Source organism: Ralstonia pickettii, assembly GCF_000607165.1.
In the GTDB taxonomy this organism is placed as follows: Bacteria; Pseudomonadota; Gammaproteobacteria; order Burkholderiales; family Burkholderiaceae; genus Ralstonia; species Ralstonia holmesii.
Map to the genome: position 1 here is coordinate 659,256 of NZ_JFZG01000024.1, position 18,043 is coordinate 677,298.

General features: G+C 62.9%; 20 protein-coding genes and 1 pseudogene. 13 read left to right on the forward strand and 8 right to left on the reverse strand.

Annotated features, from left to right (window positions below):
• From BG83_RS0120520 to BG83_RS0120540, 5 genes are all read left to right on the forward strand, one after another.
• Entirely contained in the window at positions 1-204 is a 204-nt protein-coding gene (locus BG83_RS0120520) for a cold-shock protein (protein WP_024978475.1), read from the forward strand.
• 186 nt (positions 205-390) lie between these two features.
• The gene (locus tag BG83_RS0120525; protein WP_024978476.1) at positions 391-717 is read left to right on the forward strand and encodes a hypothetical protein; all 327 of its coding nucleotides are present in this window, start codon (positions 391-393) and stop codon (positions 715-717) included.
• A 90-nt stretch (positions 718-807) separates the two neighbouring features.
• Positions 808-1,092 carry a hypothetical protein gene (locus BG83_RS29905; RefSeq protein WP_024978477.1) on the forward strand — a complete coding sequence of 95 codons (285 nt, stop codon included), beginning with the start codon at positions 808-810 and terminating at the stop codon, positions 1,090-1,092.
• An 85-nt stretch (positions 1,093-1,177) separates the two neighbouring features.
• A complete protein-coding gene (locus BG83_RS0120535; protein WP_024978478.1) occupies positions 1,178-1,555 on the forward strand; it encodes a hypothetical protein in 378 nt (125 codons plus the stop codon).
• Positions 1,556-1,614: 59 nt separating this feature from the next.
• Positions 1,615-1,896 (forward strand): hypothetical protein, encoded by a 282-nt coding sequence (locus tag BG83_RS0120540; protein ID WP_024978479.1) that lies wholly within the window; start codon positions 1,615-1,617, stop codon positions 1,894-1,896.
• Between the two features lie 274 nt (positions 1,897-2,170).
• On the opposite strand, the pseudogene BG83_RS0120545 reads toward BG83_RS0120540, so the two are convergent.
• Positions 2,171-3,748 (reverse strand): annotated as a pseudogene (locus BG83_RS0120545) (methyl-accepting chemotaxis protein); the annotation flags it as partial.
• A 743-nt stretch (positions 3,749-4,491) separates the two neighbouring features.
• On the opposite strand from BG83_RS0120545, the gene BG83_RS0120555 reads away from it, so the two are divergent.
• Entirely contained in the window at positions 4,492-5,535 is a 1,044-nt protein-coding gene (locus BG83_RS0120555; protein ID WP_024978482.1) for a hypothetical protein, read from the forward strand.
• 99 nt (positions 5,536-5,634) lie between these two features.
• Here the strand turns inward: BG83_RS0120555 and BG83_RS0120560 are convergent, their stop codons facing one another.
• Genes BG83_RS0120560 through BG83_RS0120570 form a run of 3 tightly spaced genes read right to left on the reverse strand, consistent with a single transcriptional unit; the run spans position 5,635 to position 7,352 of the window.
• The gene (locus BG83_RS0120560) at positions 5,635-6,204 is read right to left on the reverse strand and encodes a YdeI/OmpD-associated family protein (protein ID WP_024978483.1); all 570 of its coding nucleotides are present in this window, start codon (positions 6,202-6,204) and stop codon (positions 5,635-5,637) included.
• A gap of 13 nt (positions 6,205-6,217) precedes the next feature.
• The gene (locus BG83_RS0120565) at positions 6,218-6,667 is read right to left on the reverse strand and encodes a lipocalin-like domain-containing protein (RefSeq protein ID WP_024978484.1); all 450 of its coding nucleotides are present in this window, start codon (positions 6,665-6,667) and stop codon (positions 6,218-6,220) included.
• Positions 6,668-6,689: 22 nt separating this feature from the next.
• Positions 6,690-7,352, reverse strand: coding sequence for a dihydrofolate reductase family protein (locus BG83_RS0120570; RefSeq protein ID WP_024978485.1), 663 nt, complete (start codon positions 7,350-7,352; stop codon positions 6,690-6,692).
• Between the two features lie 174 nt (positions 7,353-7,526).
• Here BG83_RS0120570 and BG83_RS0120575 point away from each other — a divergent pair, with 174 nt between their 5' ends.
• On the forward strand, positions 7,527-8,450 hold the full coding sequence (locus BG83_RS0120575) for a recombination-associated protein RdgC (RefSeq protein ID WP_024978486.1): 924 nt from the start codon (positions 7,527-7,529) through the stop codon (positions 8,448-8,450).
• A gap of 6 nt (positions 8,451-8,456) precedes the next feature.
• Here BG83_RS0120575 and BG83_RS0120580 read toward each other — a convergent pair whose 3' ends face one another.
• Positions 8,457-9,110 (reverse strand): glutathione S-transferase family protein, encoded by a 654-nt coding sequence (locus BG83_RS0120580; RefSeq protein ID WP_024978487.1) that lies wholly within the window; start codon positions 9,108-9,110, stop codon positions 8,457-8,459.
• Positions 9,111-9,506: 396 nt separating this feature from the next.
• On the opposite strand from BG83_RS0120580, the gene BG83_RS0120585 reads away from it, so the two are divergent.
• Entirely contained in the window at positions 9,507-9,926 is a 420-nt protein-coding gene (locus BG83_RS0120585) for a YunG family protein (RefSeq protein WP_235193230.1), read from the forward strand.
• A gap of 72 nt (positions 9,927-9,998) precedes the next feature.
• On the opposite strand, the gene BG83_RS0120590 is transcribed toward BG83_RS0120585, so the two are convergent.
• The gene (locus BG83_RS0120590) at positions 9,999-10,856 is read right to left on the reverse strand and encodes a LysR family transcriptional regulator (protein ID WP_024978489.1); all 858 of its coding nucleotides are present in this window, start codon (positions 10,854-10,856) and stop codon (positions 9,999-10,001) included.
• Between the two features lie 123 nt (positions 10,857-10,979).
• Between BG83_RS0120590 and mdtD the strand changes: the two genes are divergently transcribed.
• The gene (mdtD, locus tag BG83_RS0120595) at positions 10,980-12,398 is read left to right on the forward strand and encodes a multidrug transporter subunit MdtD (protein WP_037032133.1); all 1,419 of its coding nucleotides are present in this window, start codon (positions 10,980-10,982) and stop codon (positions 12,396-12,398) included.
• 34 nt (positions 12,399-12,432) lie between these two features.
• Here mdtD and BG83_RS0120600 read toward each other — a convergent pair whose 3' ends face one another.
• Complete coding sequence (locus tag BG83_RS0120600; protein ID WP_024978491.1) at positions 12,433-12,864, reverse strand: hypothetical protein; 432 nt, start codon at positions 12,862-12,864, stop codon at positions 12,433-12,435.
• Between the two features lie 386 nt (positions 12,865-13,250).
• Here BG83_RS0120600 and BG83_RS0120605 point away from each other — a divergent pair, with 386 nt between their 5' ends.
• The 3 genes from BG83_RS0120605 to BG83_RS0120615 all read left to right on the forward strand — a co-directional run bounded on the left by BG83_RS0120605 (position 13,251) and on the right by BG83_RS0120615 (position 16,635).
• Positions 13,251-14,351, forward strand: coding sequence for a branched-chain amino acid aminotransferase (locus BG83_RS0120605; protein WP_024978492.1), 1,101 nt, complete (start codon positions 13,251-13,253; stop codon positions 14,349-14,351).
• Positions 14,352-14,358: 7 nt separating this feature from the next.
• Positions 14,359-15,171: an alpha/beta fold hydrolase gene (locus BG83_RS0120610; protein WP_024978493.1), complete on the forward strand. Its 813-nt coding sequence runs from the start codon at positions 14,359-14,361 to the stop codon at positions 15,169-15,171.
• A gap of 300 nt (positions 15,172-15,471) precedes the next feature.
• A complete protein-coding gene (locus BG83_RS0120615; RefSeq protein WP_024978494.1) occupies positions 15,472-16,635 on the forward strand; it encodes an alkane 1-monooxygenase in 1,164 nt (387 codons plus the stop codon).
• 8 nt (positions 16,636-16,643) lie between these two features.
• Here BG83_RS0120615 and BG83_RS0120620 read toward each other — a convergent pair whose 3' ends face one another.
• The gene (locus tag BG83_RS0120620; RefSeq protein WP_024978495.1) at positions 16,644-16,907 is read right to left on the reverse strand and encodes a cupin domain-containing protein; all 264 of its coding nucleotides are present in this window, start codon (positions 16,905-16,907) and stop codon (positions 16,644-16,646) included.
• A 227-nt stretch (positions 16,908-17,134) separates the two neighbouring features.
• Here BG83_RS0120620 and BG83_RS0120625 point away from each other — a divergent pair, with 227 nt between their 5' ends.
• Positions 17,135-18,034: a helix-turn-helix domain-containing protein gene (locus BG83_RS0120625; RefSeq protein WP_024978496.1), complete on the forward strand. Its 900-nt coding sequence runs from the start codon at positions 17,135-17,137 to the stop codon at positions 18,032-18,034.
• The last annotated feature ends 9 nt before the right edge of the window (positions 18,035-18,043 follow it).

Genomic DNA, 18,043 nt, shown 5'->3' on the forward strand with positions numbered 1-18,043 from the left:
ATGGAAACCGGTATCGTAAAGTGGTTCAACGACTCCAAGGGCTTCGGCTTCATCACCCCTGACGCAGGCGGCAACGATCTGTTTGCTCATTTCTCTGAGGTTCAGAGCAATGGGTTCAAGTCGCTTGAAGAGGGACAGAAGGTCAGTTTTGTGTCGGGCGCAGGCCAGAAAGGCCCGGTCGCGACCAAGATTGCGGCAATCTGATTCGTCTCGCCCGCAATATGAAACCCCGCTATGCGGGGTTTTTTTTCGTCGCTCACACACTTGTGCTAGCCCCGGACACGCCGCCGTGCATATATGAGAGTACAGTGGGACACCATCCTCCTGTGCCGCACACGGACGCCTGCCCGTTGATGCTCCGACTGGCGGTGTAAGTCATGGAGATCCGTGATGCTCGACCTCGTCGCGTTTACCAAGCCGGTGCTAGACGAAATTACCGGGCAGGACGTGCGGACCTGGCACTCCGGGCCGAGGGTGCTAGCGGCAAACTGGCAGGTACCTGAATTCGACAGCCGTATCTGGCGTGCGAGAACGTTGACGATCGCGTTCACGCACGATGTCATGAATCAGTTGACGCACGCAGATCGGCAAGACCTTGGTCAGCTGCAGTGCATGCTTGACCGTTTTCTGCGGGCGCAGTTGGGCGTGCATACCCAAGCGGATCGTGGAGATCGGATGCTCGTGATCACCGTCGATCATTTAGGGGTGGACTCATAACTGCCCCGGCAAATCAGCGGATTGCTGTTGCCAGTCTATGTCGATGCCCAACCGGGCATCGATCACGCACACCCTCGGTTGGAGTCCCTCATGAATGCAAGCCCGTCAGCCACGTACAAGGGTTTCGACCTGTATCCATTGGTGTACAGGACTGAGACGGCCCAGTCATGGCCGCGCAAGCGTCCCGATCGTACGTTCAACGCGTCTGTAGTGATCTGCCGCACAGGTCATCAACCCGGAGCCGAGCACTCGCGCGTTTTTCGCATGACGCTTACCGTTTGGGAGAATGTGGGCACCGCGAGGCGGGGCGCGCTTAAGTTCGGCGAAGACGTCATCAATGGCCTGGTACCCGGAGAATCGGTGGCGTCGCTGTAACGGGCGCGAGGTGTTTCTGTAGCCGGTGCCTTTTTGATATTGCGTTGGCGAGGCGTGTTGCTCGCGTAACCAGCCAGGAAGCAAGATGACGCATGCGACCGACAAGACGAGCTTTCTTTGCACGCTCCCCGGAGCGGCAAAGGGCATGGCGTATTCCATCACTGTGGGCTTTATCCACGATGGGCAGCCGAACTGCGTCCAGTTCACCAGTTTCGTGGGGGAAGGAAGGCGGTCCTTCAGGGTGCTGGCAAGCGCACCGGATCTGGCCTCGGCAGCCACGGGCGGCATTGAAACCTTGTGTCGCCTGGCCATCGGACAAGTCATCCGGGACAGCCTCTACGCGAAAACTGCACAAGGCGACCATACCCTCGATATGCGCGTGCAGCCTTGGCAAGGAGATCTCAAACCGGCGGGATCACGTGGCGCACAAAGGGCGCTTCGTCCGCAATTGCTTCGAGGATAGTTCAATGGAGCAAACGGAAAGAGCGTACAGTGAGGCCACCCCTTTCAACGGAGATTGCCGTGGACGCCTATCCGACTTGCCGCTACAAGGGGTTCGATGTTTACCCCCTGATCTACCTGTTTGATCCGCCCCGTGAATGGCATGAACGGCGTCCGGACCGGTCTTACAGTGCCTCCGTGTTGATCTGCCAGCAAGGGGAGCCGCCGAGTACCGAGCATTCTCGTATTTTCGCGTTGCCGGCTGACCATTGGGAAAGCATTGGTATCGCCAAACGGGCGGCAACGAAGATGGCTGAGGCGATCATCGACGGATTTATCCCTGGAAAGTCGATTCCCAAGTAGTTGCGCAGATCTGGTCAGTGCGTGCCAGATGGATTCCGAGCCTGCGCACGAATAGCGCGCCGCGCGGGCATCAGAAAATCACTGCAGCCGACTAGGGTACTGACCAACTCTGCAGAATCGACGTCTGGAAACGGCCAATCGCGCGCGCGACAACCGAGTCGCCTGCAGGCCGACAGCAGCCGTTAGCAAACGGCTGCGCCCTCATCCAATCGATTTCCCGCTTGATGACGACAGCCGCCCGATACCGGCGTCATCGTCTGCCGCATCAAGCCACCGAACTCGCCTCGTGCAGTCGGAAGAACGCCACCGCATGGCTCAGTTGCTGACCCTGGCCTTCCAATGATGTGGATGCGGCCGCTGCCTGCTCGACCAGCGCGGCGTTCTGCTGGGTGACTTCGTCCATCTGCGTAATCGCCAGGTTGATTTGCTCGATGCCACGGCTCTGCTCGACAGAGGCGGCGGCAATCTCGCCCATGATGTCAGTCACACGGGCCACGGCCTGGGTGACTTCGGTCATGGTCTTGCCGGCAGTTTCCACCAGCGAGGAGCCGTCCTGGATCTTCTGCACCGAGGTGCTGATGAGTTCCTTGATCTCCTTGGCTGCGCTGGACGAACGCTGCGCGAGGCTGCGCACTTCACTGGCCACCACGGCAAAGCCGCGGCCTTGCTCGCCGGCGCGAGCAGCTTCCACTGCGGCGTTGAGCGCGAGTATGTTGGTCTGGAACGCAATGCCTTCAATCAGACCGATGATGTCTGCCACTTTGGCCGAGCTGGTGCGGATGTCGGTCATGGTGTCGACGACGTTGCCGACCACGGTGCTGCCGCGTTGCGCAATTTCGGAGGCGTCGGATGCGAGCACGCTGGCCTGCTGCGCGTTGTCGGCGTTCTGCTTCACGGTGGAGGTCAGCTCTTCCATGCTGGAAGCGGTCTCTTGCAAAGACGAGGCCTGCTGCTCGGTGCGAGACGAGAGATCCTGGTTGCCACTGGCGATCTGGCCCACATCGCTGGCAATGCCGTGCGCGGCCTGGCGAACCTGGTCGATCAGCTTCACAAGGCTGGCCTGCATTTCCGACATGGAGGCGAGGATGCTGCCGCGAGGTGCGGTTGCGCCGCCGAGCACGGGGCTCAGGTCTCCGGAGGCTACGCGGCGCGTGATGTCGCTCAGCGCATCAGGCTCCGCACCCAGCGCCCGGGTCAGCCCACGGGTGATGAGAATGCCGGCAGCCAAGGCGCCCAGCACGGTGGCAAGGCAAATGCCGATGAGCAGTGTGCGCTGGAATGCGTAGCGCTCGGCCGATTGGCGCTCCATCTCGTGTGCGCGCTCGCGGGCGTGTTCGCTGTAGGCATTGGTTGCCTTGACGAGCGCGGCCAGCAGCGGCCGGCACTGCTCGTTCATCATCGTGATGGATTCTTCGTGTTTGCCAGTGAGCGCCGCGTTGACGATGGCGAGCGCCACCGGGCCATACTTGGCTTCAATGCGGTCGATGTCTTCGACCAAGCCGCGTGCGCGGTCATCGGTGTCTCCGGCTTGTGCAGTCAACTCCTTGAGTTTGCCCAGGCGGCTCTGCACGTCTTCATGCGCCTGCGTAACCGCAGCTTTTTCCAGATCGATGTCTGACTGCTTGGCCACAAGCACGAGGTTGCGTGCCGCAATGGCGCGGCGGTCCACTGCCGTGCGCACGCGTTCGGACAGTGAGGCCCGGGCATTGACGCCGTTCACATACTTGGAAAAACGCTCGTTCGACTCGCTCAGCGCCTGCACTGCAAGCGCAGACACCAGCAACACCAGCCCCGCCAGAAAGCCAAATGCCAAGGTGAGCTTGGCGCGCACCGTCAAGTTGTTGATCCCCATTGTGGTTTCCCCGTTCGTTCGGCCTTTTAACCGCACCGTTTGTTGATGGCAGGCCCCGATGGCGCTGCTCGAAACTTGCAACGGCAAGGAAACCTGATGCTGTAGCGACCTATTGGGGGTAATCCTCTCCATGTGAGCAATTTTGAGAATTGGCCCGGCGAACGCGGGCGTCATGGACCGGAGCCATCCCAGTCCAACGCGAGGATGAAATGGTGCTGCGGATCACGCTGCCTGGGCAGGCAGTTGCCGGTGGGCTGGCGGTGATTAGTCTTTTTGGAGGGGGCGATTGGCGTCCGCTTGAGAAGGGGGAGAACGGTTCACTTCCCCCCATCGCCCAGCAACTTCGCTGGATGCACCGACGTTTCGTGGCGGCGGCAGCACGCGGCGGGTGCCGCTCTAACATGGTTGTCGACGCTAAGCGGTTGCGCAGGGCACCGGATAGTTGTCTTCCTCCTCCGAACCTGAGAATGAAGTCCATGGGCAACTATCGCATCGGCTCAACACACAGCACGCCGTCACATCACAGCACCCAAGCGAACAAAGAAAACATAGCACCGCAGCAGCAGTCCAGTGGCAACCAGGTTCGGTCTAGGCAGGGCGTCTTGGCGTCGCTTGCCGCGAGCCCGCGTCGTGCAGGCCGCGCGCTGCAGCGGATGTTGCATATCAATCGGCCCGCCGAGCCGGCCAAACCACAGGTCGCCCGATCGACTGCGCAGGTTCATCCATCCGTCCAGCAGCCTCCCATGGCCAACGCCCCGGTCCGGCGCGAGGTTGCCGCGTCGCCCCGATCGGTGCGCACGCCAGGCCATGGAGTGTCTGGCGGCAACATCTCGGTCCAGCACCATCGTGCGCGCGTATTGAGCCAGATCGAGCATCTGCCGACCGAGCACGGCAAGCAGGCTTGGCGCAAACCGATCGAGGCCATGGAAACGCTCGATCGACACGTCGCGCACTTGCCACCCGCGCAATCCGTCAAGCTGCTGCAGCAGATGCAGGTCATCCTCGGCATCAAGGACAGCCGTACGCGCAATCTCAACCTGGATCACTTTGTCGCCTCGCTCAACCCGGCAACCGTGCACGCGCCCCCACCCAGAGGAATGTCCTCACCGGCACCGCGCGCATCCGCTCCCCGCACGGCTGCAGCAACGCCGCAGCGCCCGGCTGCCACACCGAGCAAGCTGAGCTTCAAGGACCTTGAGGATTTCGCCAGCCAGAGGCATCGTCCGGCCGCACAGGTGCAAGGCGCGCCCGCGCGGGGGCCGCAGGCTGGCCGACCGGCGAGCGCACCTGCCACGCCCGCACGTCAGCACACCGCCCCGACACGGACGTTGGCCGACTTCGAGCGCGACGCAGAGGAAGCGGCCGCCTACCACGGCCATGCGCATGCGGACTACAGTGCCGCTCGTGCGGAGTACGCCAGCTATCTCGCGCGCAGCAATCCGGCGCCGGAACGCCGCTCGCAGTCCGCGCCGCCGCGCGTCCAACGCGTTGCGCACTCCAAGCTAGACGATGTGCAGCGCGCTCAGATTGCGCGTGCCGAAGACGATCGCGCCCGCTACCACGGCGAAATGCCGAACTATCAGCAGGCCTATGCAGACCATGAGGTTCGCCAACCGACACCCGCCGCCGTTGGGCTCAGGCGCGCGGCGCGCCCGGCGCCTCGTCAGTTGAGCGCCAGCGAGCTGCAGTCGATCCACCAAGCTGAAGACCAACGCGCGGAGTACCACAGCGAAAGCCCCGACTATGCAGGCGCGGAAGCCGCATACCGGGCCCAGCACGGGCTGTGATGGGTTTGCGGCGGGCCTGACTCCGCGATGGGCGCGCCGAACATGCTCAGCTTGGGCAGGGAATGCACCGGCCCACAGCTGAGTTTCAGTCCGACAATGCTATGGATGCAGCTTCTCGCCCTTGTTCAGCATGTCGATGAACTGGGAGATCTTTTTGGCACGCGTCTCGGCCTTCTTCACGTTTGGGATTCTGAACAGAATCGCGTACCGGTTTTGACTGTTCAGGGTCGCGAAGAATTGCTCCGCCTTCGGGTTGGCGTCGAGAGCCTGCTGCAGATCATCGGGCACGGTTGATGTACTCGCAGACGAATATGCCGCCTCCCAACGCCCGTCGTGCTTGGCCAGATCGATTGCGCGAAGCCCGCTTGGGCGCATCCTTCCGTCGGACATCAACGCTTCAGCTTTGGCTTTGTTGATCTTCGACCAGATGCTTTTGGCGGTTCTAGGCGTAAATCGCTGTAGCCAGTAGTGCTCGCTCCCAGCCTTTTTTTGGCCATCGATCCATCCGTAGCAGAGAGCGCTCTCAAGTGCCTGTGCGTAAGACACAGTCGATTGCTCGGCAGATCGCTTGGCAATGTGCAACCAAACACCGGGCGCAACCTCTGCGCTGGCTTCGAGCCAAGCTTCCCAAGCTTCCTGATTGGCGAATGTAAGTGCGGGGTTTTGCATCTCGCCGGAACACTCACCGTGGACTTTGTAGGGGAGGTAGCTCGCGCCTGAAGCGCAGAACGCCTCTTCCTATTGGATTTCCGGCAACCAGCGGATTCGGCATCCACGCCGTATAGACCACGAGCGCGTCTCCATCAAACGTGTAGTGCCGTTCCTGCTCTGTGCCGGTCCATGCTTCATTCCACGACGCATCGACCTTCGTGATGAACCGATCGCCGTCGACCCGATACCGCCCTGTATAGGCCAGGACGGTACGGAACAGCGCCACGAGCTTCTCGTCTGTATTCCCGGGCTCGCGCGCCTTGGCGGTCAAGAGCACCATCATTCGCCCATCAGCGCTGAATATCAGTGACCCATTGGGATCAACTCCCCAGGGCTGCGTGCGCTCCTTTGTCTCTTGCATTTCGGTCTCGAAAGACAACAAGCGCCAGCTACCGTGCAGTTTTGCGTCGTGCTCAGTCATGGTTCGTCCTGTCATCGTCCGTTCAAATGTTCGTACGGGGCGGGCGCCGTAGAACAACATGCGTCGCGTTTTCCGACGCTACGGATTCAACACACGTATAGCCCAGTGCTCGCAAATCAATGCCTTCGAACAGAGGTTCCCCACGGCCAAGCAAGACCGGCGAGATCGCAATGTGCAGTTCATCGATGAGGCCCTCACGAAGGTACTGTCGGATGGTGCCTGGCCCACCGCCGATTCGTACATCTTTCCCGCCGGCGGCCTCGCAGGCGCGGTCGAGCGCTTCTCGAGCGCCGCCTGTGACGAAGTGGAAGGTCGTGCCGCCCTCCATCTCGATGGGCGCACGCGCGTAGTGGGTCAACACAAAAACGGGAACGTGATACGGCGGGTTGTCGCCCCACCAGCCTTTCCAGTTGTCGTCGGGCCAATCCCCGCGAATGGGGCCGAACATGTTTCGCCCGAGAATCCACGCCCCAACGTTCTGAAAACTGCGGGCGGCAAAATCATTGTCAACGCCGGTTGTGCCGCCGTCCTTGCCGAGCAGGGCGTGCTGGAACGTGCGCGTCGTGACTAGCCACGTGTGCAGTTCTGTCCCGCCAATGCCGAGCGGATTGTTGATGTCCTGATCCGGACCTGCGCCGTATCCGTCAAGCGAGAGGGTGAAGCCCGCAACGCGAACGCGTGTCATCGTTTGTCTCCAGCTCGAATGTGACGCCCGATCGCTCATCAACGGATGCCAGCGTCAAGACCTGCATATTAGTACCAGCGCCACCCGAACGCGCTGTGCACGCTGGGCCGGACATCGCCCATTGGGGGGAGGGGGCCGCCATCATTTAGAATCGCGCACTTTGCCCGTACTCCCATGTGGTTCAAAAACCTTCAGCTTCATCGCCTGCCGGCACCTTGGGCCGTTACCCCTGACCAGCTTGAAAAGTGGCTGGCGCCCCACGCATTTCAACCGGGCAACAGCGTAGAAAAGCAAACCTCCGGCTGGGCATCGCCGCGTGATGACGGCGCGCTCGTGTATTCGAACAACGGGCAGATGCTGCTGGTCTTTCGCGCAGAAAAGAAGCTGCTGCCGGCGTCTGTCATCAACCAGGTGACCAAGGCCCGGGCGCTTGAGGTTGAGGAGCAGCAGGGCTTCAAGCCCGGCCGAAAGCAACTGCGCGAACTCAAGGAGCAGGTGACTGACGAACTGCTGCCGCGCGCGTTCAGCATTCGGCGCGATACCCGTGTGTGGATCGATACGGCAAACGGCTGGCTCGTGATCGATGCGGCCTCGCAGGCGGTTGCCGACGACGTGCGCGGCCTGCTCGTGAAGTCGATCGATCAGTTGCCGCTCACGAACGTGCACGTGGCGCATTCGCCAGTTGCCGCGATGACGGAGTGGCTGCTCTCTGGAGAGGCGCCCGGCGGCTTTACCGTAGACCAGGACGCCGAGTTGCGCTCGACGGGTGAGGGCGGTGCCACCGTGCGATACGTCGGCCACGCGCTGGAAGCGGAAGACATGCGCCGGCATATCGAAGCCGGCAAGCAATGCATGCGCCTTGCCATGACCTGGGACGACCGGGTCTCCTTCGTGCTGACGCCGTCGCTTTTGATCAAGCGCGTGACGCCGCTTGACGTGATCAAGGAAGCCGAAGACCCCACCGCGCAGAACGATGACGAACGCTTCGATTCCGATGTCGCACTCATGACCGGCGAGTTGGCGCGGATGCTGACCGACCTGGTCGACAGTCTGGGCGGCGATCAGCTCGACGCCATGCAACAGGCCAAAGCGGCCTGAGCTTGGTCAGCCGGTTGGCGGTGTGCCGGTGAACACCGCCAGCTGCGCCTCGAACGCGCGCTGGTAAGCGGGGCGCGCTTCACCGCGCGCGACATAGGCGGCCAGGCTCGGGAATTCGTCCAGAAGACCCGATGGACGCAGCCGGAGCAGTACGGACACCATCAGCAGGTCCCCCGCGCTGAATGCGCCATCGAGCCAATCCGCATCGCCCAGGCGCGCGGAAAGTTGACCCAGCCGACGGCGGATGCGATCCATGACCAGCGGCAAGCGCTCAGCGGTCCACGGCTTGTCGCCCTCCTGGAACTTGGCAGCAACGAGTTCGAGAATCGGCGGTTCGACGGTGTTGAGCGCCGCAAACATCCACGTGATCGCCCGTGCGCGGGCATTGTTATCGTTTGGTAATAAAGTAGTGTGCCGCTCGGCGATATGGAAGACGATCGCGCCTGTTTCGAACAAGGCCAGGTCGCCTTCCTCGTAGGTCGGAATCTGGCCGAACGGATGCAGGCGCAGGTGCGCTGGCTCTTTCATCGCCTGGAACGAAACCAGCCGGACGTCGTAGGGCCGGGCCGCTTCTTCTAGCGCCCAGCGAACCCTTGTGTCGCGCGCCAGTCCTTTGCCGCCATCGGGCGAGCGTTCAAAAGCGGTAATGGTGGGGATCATTCATGCGCTCCGATGCGTGTCTGGCGCCCCCCCCCCCGCGGAGGCTGTGGCACCTGCGGTTGGTTTTCAGTACGTGGGGCGCGAAATACAGCTCTGCCGTCGCCGCGCTAAACAATGGAAAATTCACTCACCACGTGCGTGCCAAGCATGTGCACGCCGGCGTCAAAGGTCAACCGACATTCGTTGACGCGCCTCACGCCGGAAGGCACACTCGTCCCCATGCAAGCCCACACGTCCCTCACTATTGCGATCCAGCATCACGCGCACGCCCATTGGGGACGGCCTCTGGGGACGTGCACGCGTTAGCAATCCGCAACACCATGCGCACCGAAGCCCCGCCGACAACGACGGGGCTTTTTGTTTTTTGCGCGTTACATCCGCTCCCGCAGTAACCGAGTGCCCAAGCTCGAATCCACCGCCGCTTTCCTATCGATGAAACAGGAAGATCAGATGCCAGCCGTATCGTCCCCCTTCGCAACGCCCCTCGATTTGTACAGAGCCCTCTCGCGCGCGTGGTCTGCAGATACATCGAGCCCGACCAATGCGTGGACGCCGTCGAATCCGGCGCAGAATCACTGCAGCGTGACTTCGCTTGTCGTGCAGGATTATTTTGGCGGCGACATCCTCACGACGCAGACGCCCGGCGGTACACACTTCTACAACCGGATCGACGGCAAGATGTGGGATCTGACCGTGAGCCAGTTTGCCGAGCCGGTGCCGTATGACGACTCGCCTTCCACCCGCGAAGCGGCGTTGGCTGATACCTCGCCGGAAAAATATGCGCTGCTTGTGTCGAGGCTGAACGCGAGCAGATAGCGCGTGCCGTTGAAGTCGCGCAGCCTGTCGGGCAAGTCGACGAGACTGTGTTCTCGTAACGGTGAACGTTGTTCAGTCCGTCCGCCCGGCGCGCAGGTCGCTCTTGCGGATGAGCTGCAAGAGCGTCTCCGCAGGCTTGCTCAGGCGCCGCGCAGACAACGTAATGAATTCGATTGCCGGCAGCGGCGGCAAGACATCGCCATTGACGGGCGGCACCAGGCCGCCGCCCGCCAGGTTCTGCGCACGCACGGTAATCCCCAGCCCGCCGCGCGCGGCGGCAATACACCCGGAATGACTGCTGCTGGTGCAGACCACGCGCCACAGCCAACCGGCCGCGGCCAGCGTGTCCAGCACAATTGCGCGGGTCACGCTCGGCTCGTTGACGAGTATGAGCGGTAGCGGCTGACTCACATCGACCACGGTACCGGGCCGCGCCAGCCATTCGAGCTGGCCTCGGAACAGCGGTACACCCCGTCGCCCGCCTTCGCGGCGTTTGCCGACAATCAGATCGAGCGAGCCGTCTTCGATGCCTTCGTACAGCTTGCTGGTCATCCCCATCGTGATCTCAAGCTCGACATCCGGGTGCGTGGCCCGGAACGCCGCCAGCAGATTGGGCAGCGGCCCCTGCGCCAGGTCTTCCGAAGAGCCCAGCCGAACGCGGCCCTGCAGCCGGGGCGCACTGAACTGCAGCTCGGCGCGCGCCAGGGATTCGAGGATCAGCTTCGCGTGAACGAGTAGCGCCTCGCCGTCTGGCGTGAGCGACACCGAATGGGTGTCACGCACAAACAACCGCCGGTTCACGCTTTGCTCCAGCCGGCGGATGTGATCGCTGACCGACGATTGCGACAGGTCAAGCTGGCGCCCAGCCTCCGTAAAGCTATGGGCGGCGGCCACCGTGGCGAAGGTTTGAATCCAGACGGGATTGAGCATGCCGGCATTGTCATCGGGTTTTCCGATAACAGTCAACGTCTCTAGAGGGGTTCCCGATTGGCTATCCGTCGGTAGCATTGCGGGTGATGTCCGGCGCTTTCCGGACAGCATTCCAGGATTCACATGCAGACCGCTTCAACTTCCGCTGCCCCACAGAGCGCCTCGCAGAAGGCCATGCTGTGGATTGTCTTTGCCGGCTTCTTCATGCAGGCGCTGGACACAACGATCGTCAATACCGCGCTGCCCTCCATGGCCCGCAGCCTCGGTGAAAAGCCCCTCGACCTGAAATCGGTGGTGGTGGCCTACACGCTGACCATGGCCATGCTGACGCCAGCATCGGGGTGGCTGGCGGACAAGTTCGGTACGCGGCGCGTGTATTCCACCGCGATCCTGATTTTTGTTCTCGGTTCGGTGTTCTGCGCAACGGCACACACGCTGCCGCAACTGGTGATCGCACGCGTGCTGCAAGGGATTGGCGGATCGATGCTGTTGCCAATTGGCCGGCTGGCGGTGCTGCGCAATATTCCGGGCGAGCAGTACATCGCCGCCTTGGCCTTCGTGTCGGTGGCGGGGCAGGTTGGTCCGCTCCTGGGGCCGGCCCTGGGCGGCTGGCTTGTGCAGGATGTCTCGTGGCACTGGATTTTCCTGATCAACGTGCCGGTGGGTTTCGTGGGTCTGTTTGCGGTACGGCGCTATCTGCCGCAAGACGCCGTGCGCGCCGTGGCGCCATTCGATTGGCTTGGCTGCGGGCTGCTGTCGTTGTGCATGGTGGCCTTCTCGCTGGCGCTCGAAAACGGTGCGCATAGCCCGTGGAGCGTGGCGCTGATCGCCGTGAGCATCGTCAGCGCGCTGCTCTATATTCCGCACGCAAGGCGGCGTGTGGCGCCGCTGTTCCAGCTTGCGCTCTTTCGCGAACCGAACTTCAGCATTGGGCTGATCGGCAACCTGTTCTGCCGCATCGGGTCCGGCGCCGTGCCATTCCTGTTGCCGCTACTGTTCCAGTTGCAGCTTGGCTATTCGCCGTTCCATTCAGGGTTGCTGCTATTGCCGATTGCCATTGCCGGCATGCTCGCCAAGCGCTGGGTCGTCCCGCTCGTGAACCGGTTCGGATACGACGTGTTTCTCCAGGTCAACACGTGGGTCGTCGGTGTCTCGATTGCCTCCTTTGCGGCCATGTCGCCAGGCTGGCCGCTGGTGCTGTCGATCGTGCAACTGTCGGTGTTTGGATGGGCGAATTCGATGCAGTTTGCAGCCATGAATAGCATCACGCTCAAAGGCTTATCGCACCAGGATGCCGGCAGCGGCAACAGCTTGTTCTCGATGGTGCAGATGCTCGCAATCGGCCTGGGCGTATCGATCGGGGGCGGGCTTGTCAGTCTTTTCTCGGTCAAGCTTGGTGTGGCCGCGCCGGCGTATCGGCTGGCGTTCTTCACCATGGGCGTGGTGACCGTGTTTTCTGCGTGGATTTTTCGCAGGCTCGACGCCAAGCCCGCGCCGCTCCATGCCAAGAACGTAGAAGCCAAGCCTGTTCAGGCGCGCTAACGATTGCAGGCGCAGAGCAAACCGGCTGGGCGGATCATCCGCGCATGCGCAGAAGATCGGCGTAGGAGACCAATTTGCGTTTTCCCGTTCCAAGCGTTTTGCGCTTTGACGTTGACCGGCCTGGCTTGCTGCGCTCGAACTTGGCCGCAGCACGTGCGTCTTCCTTGGCATGCACGCTGGCGGACTTCGTTTCCGCCTTGACGCGTTCGGCTTCCAGCCGTGCGGCCACCCGCTCTTCGCGGGCAACTTCCTGTGCTGCCGAGAGGATTTCTGCCTTGAGTTGATCGCGTCGCTGTTTGGCGGCAACGCGGGCGGCCTGCAGTTGCTCCTTCCGTTGCCGGAGCCAGTCTTTTCGGCTCACCGGCGCGGGCCGTGCCTCTGCCGGCACGCTCAGGCGCAATGCCCGGCTGGCAGCGACTTTCTCGGCGTGGATCTGGCGACGCGAATCGCGTTTCGCATCACTCATGGTGCGCAACGCTCCCTGGCGGCACCGTTGTGCCGCCGTGCACCAGCAGGGGATGGCGGGTCATGACATTCATTCCGTCAACCGTACCATAGGGTTTCAAGTCCCGCAGGGGGGATGCCCGCCCATCAAGCCTTCTAGCGCCCGTTCCGGCAGGCGCGCGAATGCCCTGGCGACGGCGCTATTCCGGTGCAGTATTCCCCCTCCGCCAGGCGGGGTCTCGGCCATGGAGCTACGGCGGTTGATGCCCCTGGGCGCTCGTCCAACCGCATTGTTTTTCCGCCGCCTGCAATACCGTATGCGCGTGAATACGCAACCAAATTGCATCGCCGTTGGCGCAAAATAGCGGTTTGGGCATTTTTGTGCCCCCTCGCACTCTTGGAGACGGTATGAACAACGTTGTCGAATCGGCTATTTCGATCGAGAAGCGCCCGAACCCTGTTCCGGCGGAAGAGCGGGCGCGCCTGCTGGAAAACCCAGCTTTCGGCCGCGTCTTCACGGATCACATGGCCACCATCCGCTACACCGAGGGCAAGGGCTGGCACGATGCCAAAATCGGCGCGCATGGCCCGATCCAGTGCGATCCGTCTACGTTGGTGCTGCACTACGCGCAGGAAATCTTCGAGGGCATGAAGGCCTACCGCCTGCCGGACGGCGGCGGTGCGCTGTTCCGCCCGGAGGCGAATGCGCGCCGGTTCCAGAATTCTGCCAAGCGCCTGGCGATGCCCGCGCTGCCGGAAGACCTCTTTTTGCAGGCCGTGCGCGAGCTGGTCAAGCTCGATCGCGACTGGATTCCGTCGGGCCAGGGTTCGTCGCTGTACCTGCGCCCCTTCATGATCGCCACCGAAGTGGTGCTGGGCGTGAAGCCGTCGGCCGAATACCTGTTCTGCGTGATTGCCTGCCCGGTGGGCGCGTACTTCAAGGGCGACGCATCGTCAGGCGTCACCATCTGGGTGTCGGACAACTACACGCGCGCCGCGCCTGGCGGTACGGGCGAGGCCAAGTGCGGCGGCAACTACGCGGCCAGCCTGGTCGCCCAGGCCGAAGCCACCCGCGAGGGCTGCGACCAAGTCGTCTTCCTCGATGCGGTGGAGCGCAAGTGGATTGAAGAACTGGGCGGCATGAACGTGTTCTTCGTCTTCGATGACGGTTCGCTGCAGACGCCGCCGCTTACCGGCACGATCCTGCCCGGCATCACGCGCGATTCGCTGATCACGCTGGCGCGCGGCATGGGCCTGACCGTGTGCGAAGAGCCGTACTCCATCGACCAATGGCAAGCCGACGCGCAAAGCGGCCGCCTGCGCGAAGCCTTTGCCTGCGGCACCGCAGCGGTCGTCACGCCCATCGGCAAGGTCAAGGGCCACAAGCACAACTTCACCATCGGTGATGGCAAGGCGGGCGAGCTGACGACCAAGCTGAAGGCCGCGCTGGTTGATCTGCAGAACGGCCGCGCGCCGGACCCGCACGGCTGGCTCGACCGCCTGTTCTGACACCGCGATGGCTGAGTCGCTTTCAGCGGTTTCGGTCGATGGCGCCGAGGCATGGATCACCACACCCGATGGCCGTCTCCATGCCCGGCACTGGGGCGGCCCGGTTGACGATGCCGCCAAACCGCCCATCGTGCTGCTGCATGATTCCCTCGGCTGCGTGGCGCTGTGGCGTGATTTTCCGCAGCACCTGGCGCAGTCGACCGGGCATGCGGTCATCGCCTACGACCGGCTTGGCTTCGGCCGATCCGACGCCTTTGCGGGCCAGCTCGATCCGGGCTTCATTCAGCAGGAAGCGTACGGTGGCTTTGCCGCGCTGACCGAGCAGCTTGGCGTGGACCGCTTCATCGTCTTCGGTCACAGCGTCGGCGGTGGGATGGCCGTGTCGATTGCGGCGGCGTATCCGGGCCGCTGCGCGGGTTTGATCACCGAGTCGGCGCAGGCGTTCGTGGAAGAGCAGACGCGCGAGGGCATCCGCGTCGCTCAGGCACAGTTTGCCGAGCCCGGCCAGATGGGCCGGCTGGAGCGCTATCACGGTAGCAAGGCGCAATGGGTGCTGGATGCGTGGGTCAACACGTGGTTGTCTCCGGCATTTGCGCAGTGGTGCCTTGACGACGCGCTGCTTGCCGTGCGCAGCCCCGTGCTCGCGCTGCATGGCACCGAAGATGAGTACGGCTCGACTGCGCAGCCCGAGCGCATCGTCACGCTGGCCGGTGCACCCGCCACGCTCAAACTCGTGCAGCGTTGCGGGCACGTGCCGCATCGGGAGCAGGAGGCCGCTGTGCTGGATGCGGTCAACGCGTTCCTCCCCACATTGGCCTGATCCGCATTGCCCGCCGGCGCCTTCGGGGGCTGGCATCAACGGTTGTTGTGAGTCTCCGTTCAGGTGCGCCGCACCAAAATCGAACGACCGTTTTTAAATCGTCCGTTTCAATCGACTGCTTTTTTCCCGCCGCCAGAGGGCCGCGCGGCGGCCGCTTTGTTTGGAGTTTTGCGCCTAGTTTCTGGCGTTGGTCTCTCCTCCTGCTGCGCCTATAACGCAAGCGTCGGGCACGACCCCGGCGGCGCACGCATGTGCGTACACAAGCCAAGCCACCCAGCGGGGCAAAACAGGAGGAAGACAATGGCAACACCCGGCATGGTCGCGTCCGTGGAATGGACCGACGGCAAGCGCTATCTCTGGATGCTCGGCGCGCTGACTATCACGCTACCCATCATCGCAGCCGTTTCGGCGCTTGCGACGGGCTGGCATCCGCTCTGGTGGGCGGGGCCGTTCATCGTGTTCACGATCATTCCGCTGCTCGATTTCCTGATCGGCGACGACCGTGAAAACCCGCCCGAAGAAGTCGTCCCGACGCTGGAAAAACAGCGCTACTACCGCCGCATCGTCTACCTGGCGACCACCGTGCTCTACGTGAGCTTTGCGGTGGCGATGTGGGTGCTGCGCACGTATGACCTTGCCTGGTACGACTACCTTGCGTTCGCGTTTTCGGTGGGCGTGGTGACGGGCATCTCGATCAACACCGCGCACGAGCTGGGCCACAAGACAGACCGTTTCGAGCGGTGGCTCGCGAAGATCACGCTGGCACCGGTCGCCTACGGGCACTTCTATGTGGAGCACAACCGCGGCCACCACGTGCGCGTGGCCACGCCGGCCGATCCGGCAAGCGCGCGCTATGGCGAGTCGTTCTGGGAGTTTCTGCCGCGCACGGTGGTGGGCAGCGTCAAATCGGCGTGGGCATTGGAGAAACGCCGGCTGGAGCAGCATGGCCACTCGGTCTGGTCATGGCGCAACGATGTGCTCAACGCCTGGGCGATGACGGTGGTGCTGTGGGGCGTGTGCATCGCGTTTGTCGGGCTGAAAGCGGTGCCGTTCCTGATCATCCAGGCCATCTACGGCGCCTCGCTGCTGGAGGTGGTGAACTACCTGGAGCACTACGGCCTATGCCGCCAGCAATTGCCCAGCGGCCGCTACGAGCGATGCACGCCGCAACATTCGTGGAACAGCAACCATGTGGTGACGAACCTGTTCCTGTATCAACTGCAGCGACATGCCGATCACCACGCCAACCCGACGCGGTCATTCCAGGCGCTGCGGCATTTCGAGCATTCGCCGCAACTGCCCGCCGGTTATGCCGCGATGATCCTGGTCGCCTATGTGCCGCCGCTGTGGTTCCGCATGATGAACCCGCGCGTGGTGGCGCACTACAAAGGCAACATGTCGCTGGCGAATATCAAACCGTCGATTCGCGACAAGGTGCTCGCGCAGTATCCGGCGCGCGCCTGATCTGCGGCCTAGCGCCGAGCGACCAGATACTGCACACCCTGCGGCCCGTAGCGCTCGGTGTGCGGTGCGTTGGCTGCCAGATGGAATGTGTCGCCGGGCCGGTAGACGCGCTCGGCGCCGCCTGAGTGGATATGAATTTCCCCTGCCAGGATGAGTGCTTTCGCCTCGAACGCGTGCGTGTGCGTGTCCAGCTCGCCCGCGTCTCGCGTAACGAGGACAAACTCGGTAAAGCCCTCCGCCCTCAGTGCGCTGACGAATGCGTCGCGATCCATTGGCGTGTCTCCTTGTGGTCGGTGCCGCTGCTTCACCATAAGCACAGGGCACCGAAATAAAAAGACGGCCCGGAGGCCGTCGGAAATTCGGCTGTGGGGAAGCCAAATCCAACGTTGGCAAGTATCTGGCTATCGATATCTGAAATCGAGTTGAACTTTGTTATGGCAACGATAGCGCGCCGTATGGGCGCAGAATGTCGAGGCGCCCGCGAACCTCCGCCCTTGCCATGAACGCCGTCACGCCTGCCGCCTTGCTTGAACCCGCCTCCGTCAGCCTGCGCTCCAGCGAGGGGCTCGGCTGGGACGGCTTTGCCGGAACGCTGCTCGGCATTCGCCCCGGCACGTATCGGGTGCCCGCCATGGCGCATCACCGCGTCACCGTGCATGTCGGCGCACCTGTGCGGACGAACTGCGTTTGCGACGGCCGCCGTTATTCGGGCATCCAGGCCCACGGCGATGCGAACGTGATTCCCGCCGGCCTGCCCGGCATGTGGACGGACGATGCCGACTGCCGGATTCTGCGGATCGCCATCACCGACACGTTTGTACGCAGCATCGGCGAACAGGTGGGCGCACCGGCAGACATTACGCCGCGTCTGCAATGGCGCGATGCGCGCGTGCATCATCTTGCCGCTGCGCTGGGGGCCGAACTGGAGGCGGAAGACACCTCCGATGCGTTGTATGCAGAAAGCCTCTGCACGGCCCTTGTCGTCCGTCTGCTGCGCAGCAGTCGGGATGCGGCCACCGGGGCGGCCAACAGCGCTCGCACGCTGGCGCCCCGCGTGGCTGCACGCGTGATCGACTACATCGAAGCCCACCTGCACCAGCGCCTGACGCTGGCCGAACTGGCGGCGCAGGCTGGCTTGAGCGTGCCGCATTTCAACGTGCTGTTTCGTGCAACGTTGGGCGTGCCGGTACATCGCTATGTCGTGCAGCGCCGTGTGGAACGCGCAAAAGCGCTGCTGTTGGAAGGCCGCTGCAGCGCGTCGCAGATTGCGCTCGAGGTCGGCTTTGCGCACCAGAGCCACATGACGCAGTGGATGCAACGGTTGCTCGGTGTGGGCCCGCGTGACATCGCGCGCGCGGGCAAGGCGGCGGCTACTTCTTTGGACACGCTGGCCGTGTAGCCAATCCTC

Coding starts and splice junctions, on each gene's coding strand:
- BG83_RS0120520 (WP_024978475.1), top strand. CDS start 1: ATGGAAACCGGTATCGTAAAGTGGTTCAACGACTCCAAGGGCTTCGGC.
- BG83_RS0120525 (WP_024978476.1), top strand. CDS start 391: ATGCTCGACCTCGTCGCGTTTACCAAGCCGGTGCTAGACGAAATTACC.
- BG83_RS29905 (WP_024978477.1), top strand. CDS start 808: ATGAATGCAAGCCCGTCAGCCACGTACAAGGGTTTCGACCTGTATCCA.
- BG83_RS0120535 (WP_024978478.1), top strand. CDS start 1,178: ATGACGCATGCGACCGACAAGACGAGCTTTCTTTGCACGCTCCCCGGA.
- BG83_RS0120555 (WP_024978482.1), top strand. CDS start 4,492: ATGGCCAACGCCCCGGTCCGGCGCGAGGTTGCCGCGTCGCCCCGATCG.
- BG83_RS0120560 (WP_024978483.1), bottom strand. CDS start 6,204: ATGCAAAACCCCGCACTTACATTCGCCAATCAGGAAGCTTGGGAAGCT.
- BG83_RS0120565 (WP_024978484.1), bottom strand. CDS start 6,667: ATGACTGAGCACGACGCAAAACTGCACGGTAGCTGGCGCTTGTTGTCT.
- BG83_RS0120570 (WP_024978485.1), bottom strand. CDS start 7,352: ATGACACGCGTTCGCGTTGCGGGCTTCACCCTCTCGCTTGACGGATAC.
- BG83_RS0120575 (WP_024978486.1), top strand. CDS start 7,527: ATGTGGTTCAAAAACCTTCAGCTTCATCGCCTGCCGGCACCTTGGGCC.
- BG83_RS0120580 (WP_024978487.1), bottom strand. CDS start 9,110: ATGATCCCCACCATTACCGCTTTTGAACGCTCGCCCGATGGCGGCAAA.
- BG83_RS0120590 (WP_024978489.1), bottom strand. CDS start 10,856: ATGCTCAATCCCGTCTGGATTCAAACCTTCGCCACGGTGGCCGCCGCC.
- mdtD (WP_037032133.1), top strand. CDS start 10,980: ATGCAGACCGCTTCAACTTCCGCTGCCCCACAGAGCGCCTCGCAGAAG.
- BG83_RS0120600 (WP_024978491.1), bottom strand. CDS start 12,864: ATGAGTGATGCGAAACGCGATTCGCGTCGCCAGATCCACGCCGAGAAA.
- BG83_RS0120605 (WP_024978492.1), top strand. CDS start 13,251: ATGAACAACGTTGTCGAATCGGCTATTTCGATCGAGAAGCGCCCGAAC.
- BG83_RS0120610 (WP_024978493.1), top strand. CDS start 14,359: ATGGCTGAGTCGCTTTCAGCGGTTTCGGTCGATGGCGCCGAGGCATGG.
- BG83_RS0120615 (WP_024978494.1), top strand. CDS start 15,472: ATGGCAACACCCGGCATGGTCGCGTCCGTGGAATGGACCGACGGCAAG.
- BG83_RS0120620 (WP_024978495.1), bottom strand. CDS start 16,907: ATGGATCGCGACGCATTCGTCAGCGCACTGAGGGCGGAGGGCTTTACC.
- BG83_RS0120625 (WP_024978496.1), top strand. CDS start 17,135: ATGAACGCCGTCACGCCTGCCGCCTTGCTTGAACCCGCCTCCGTCAGC.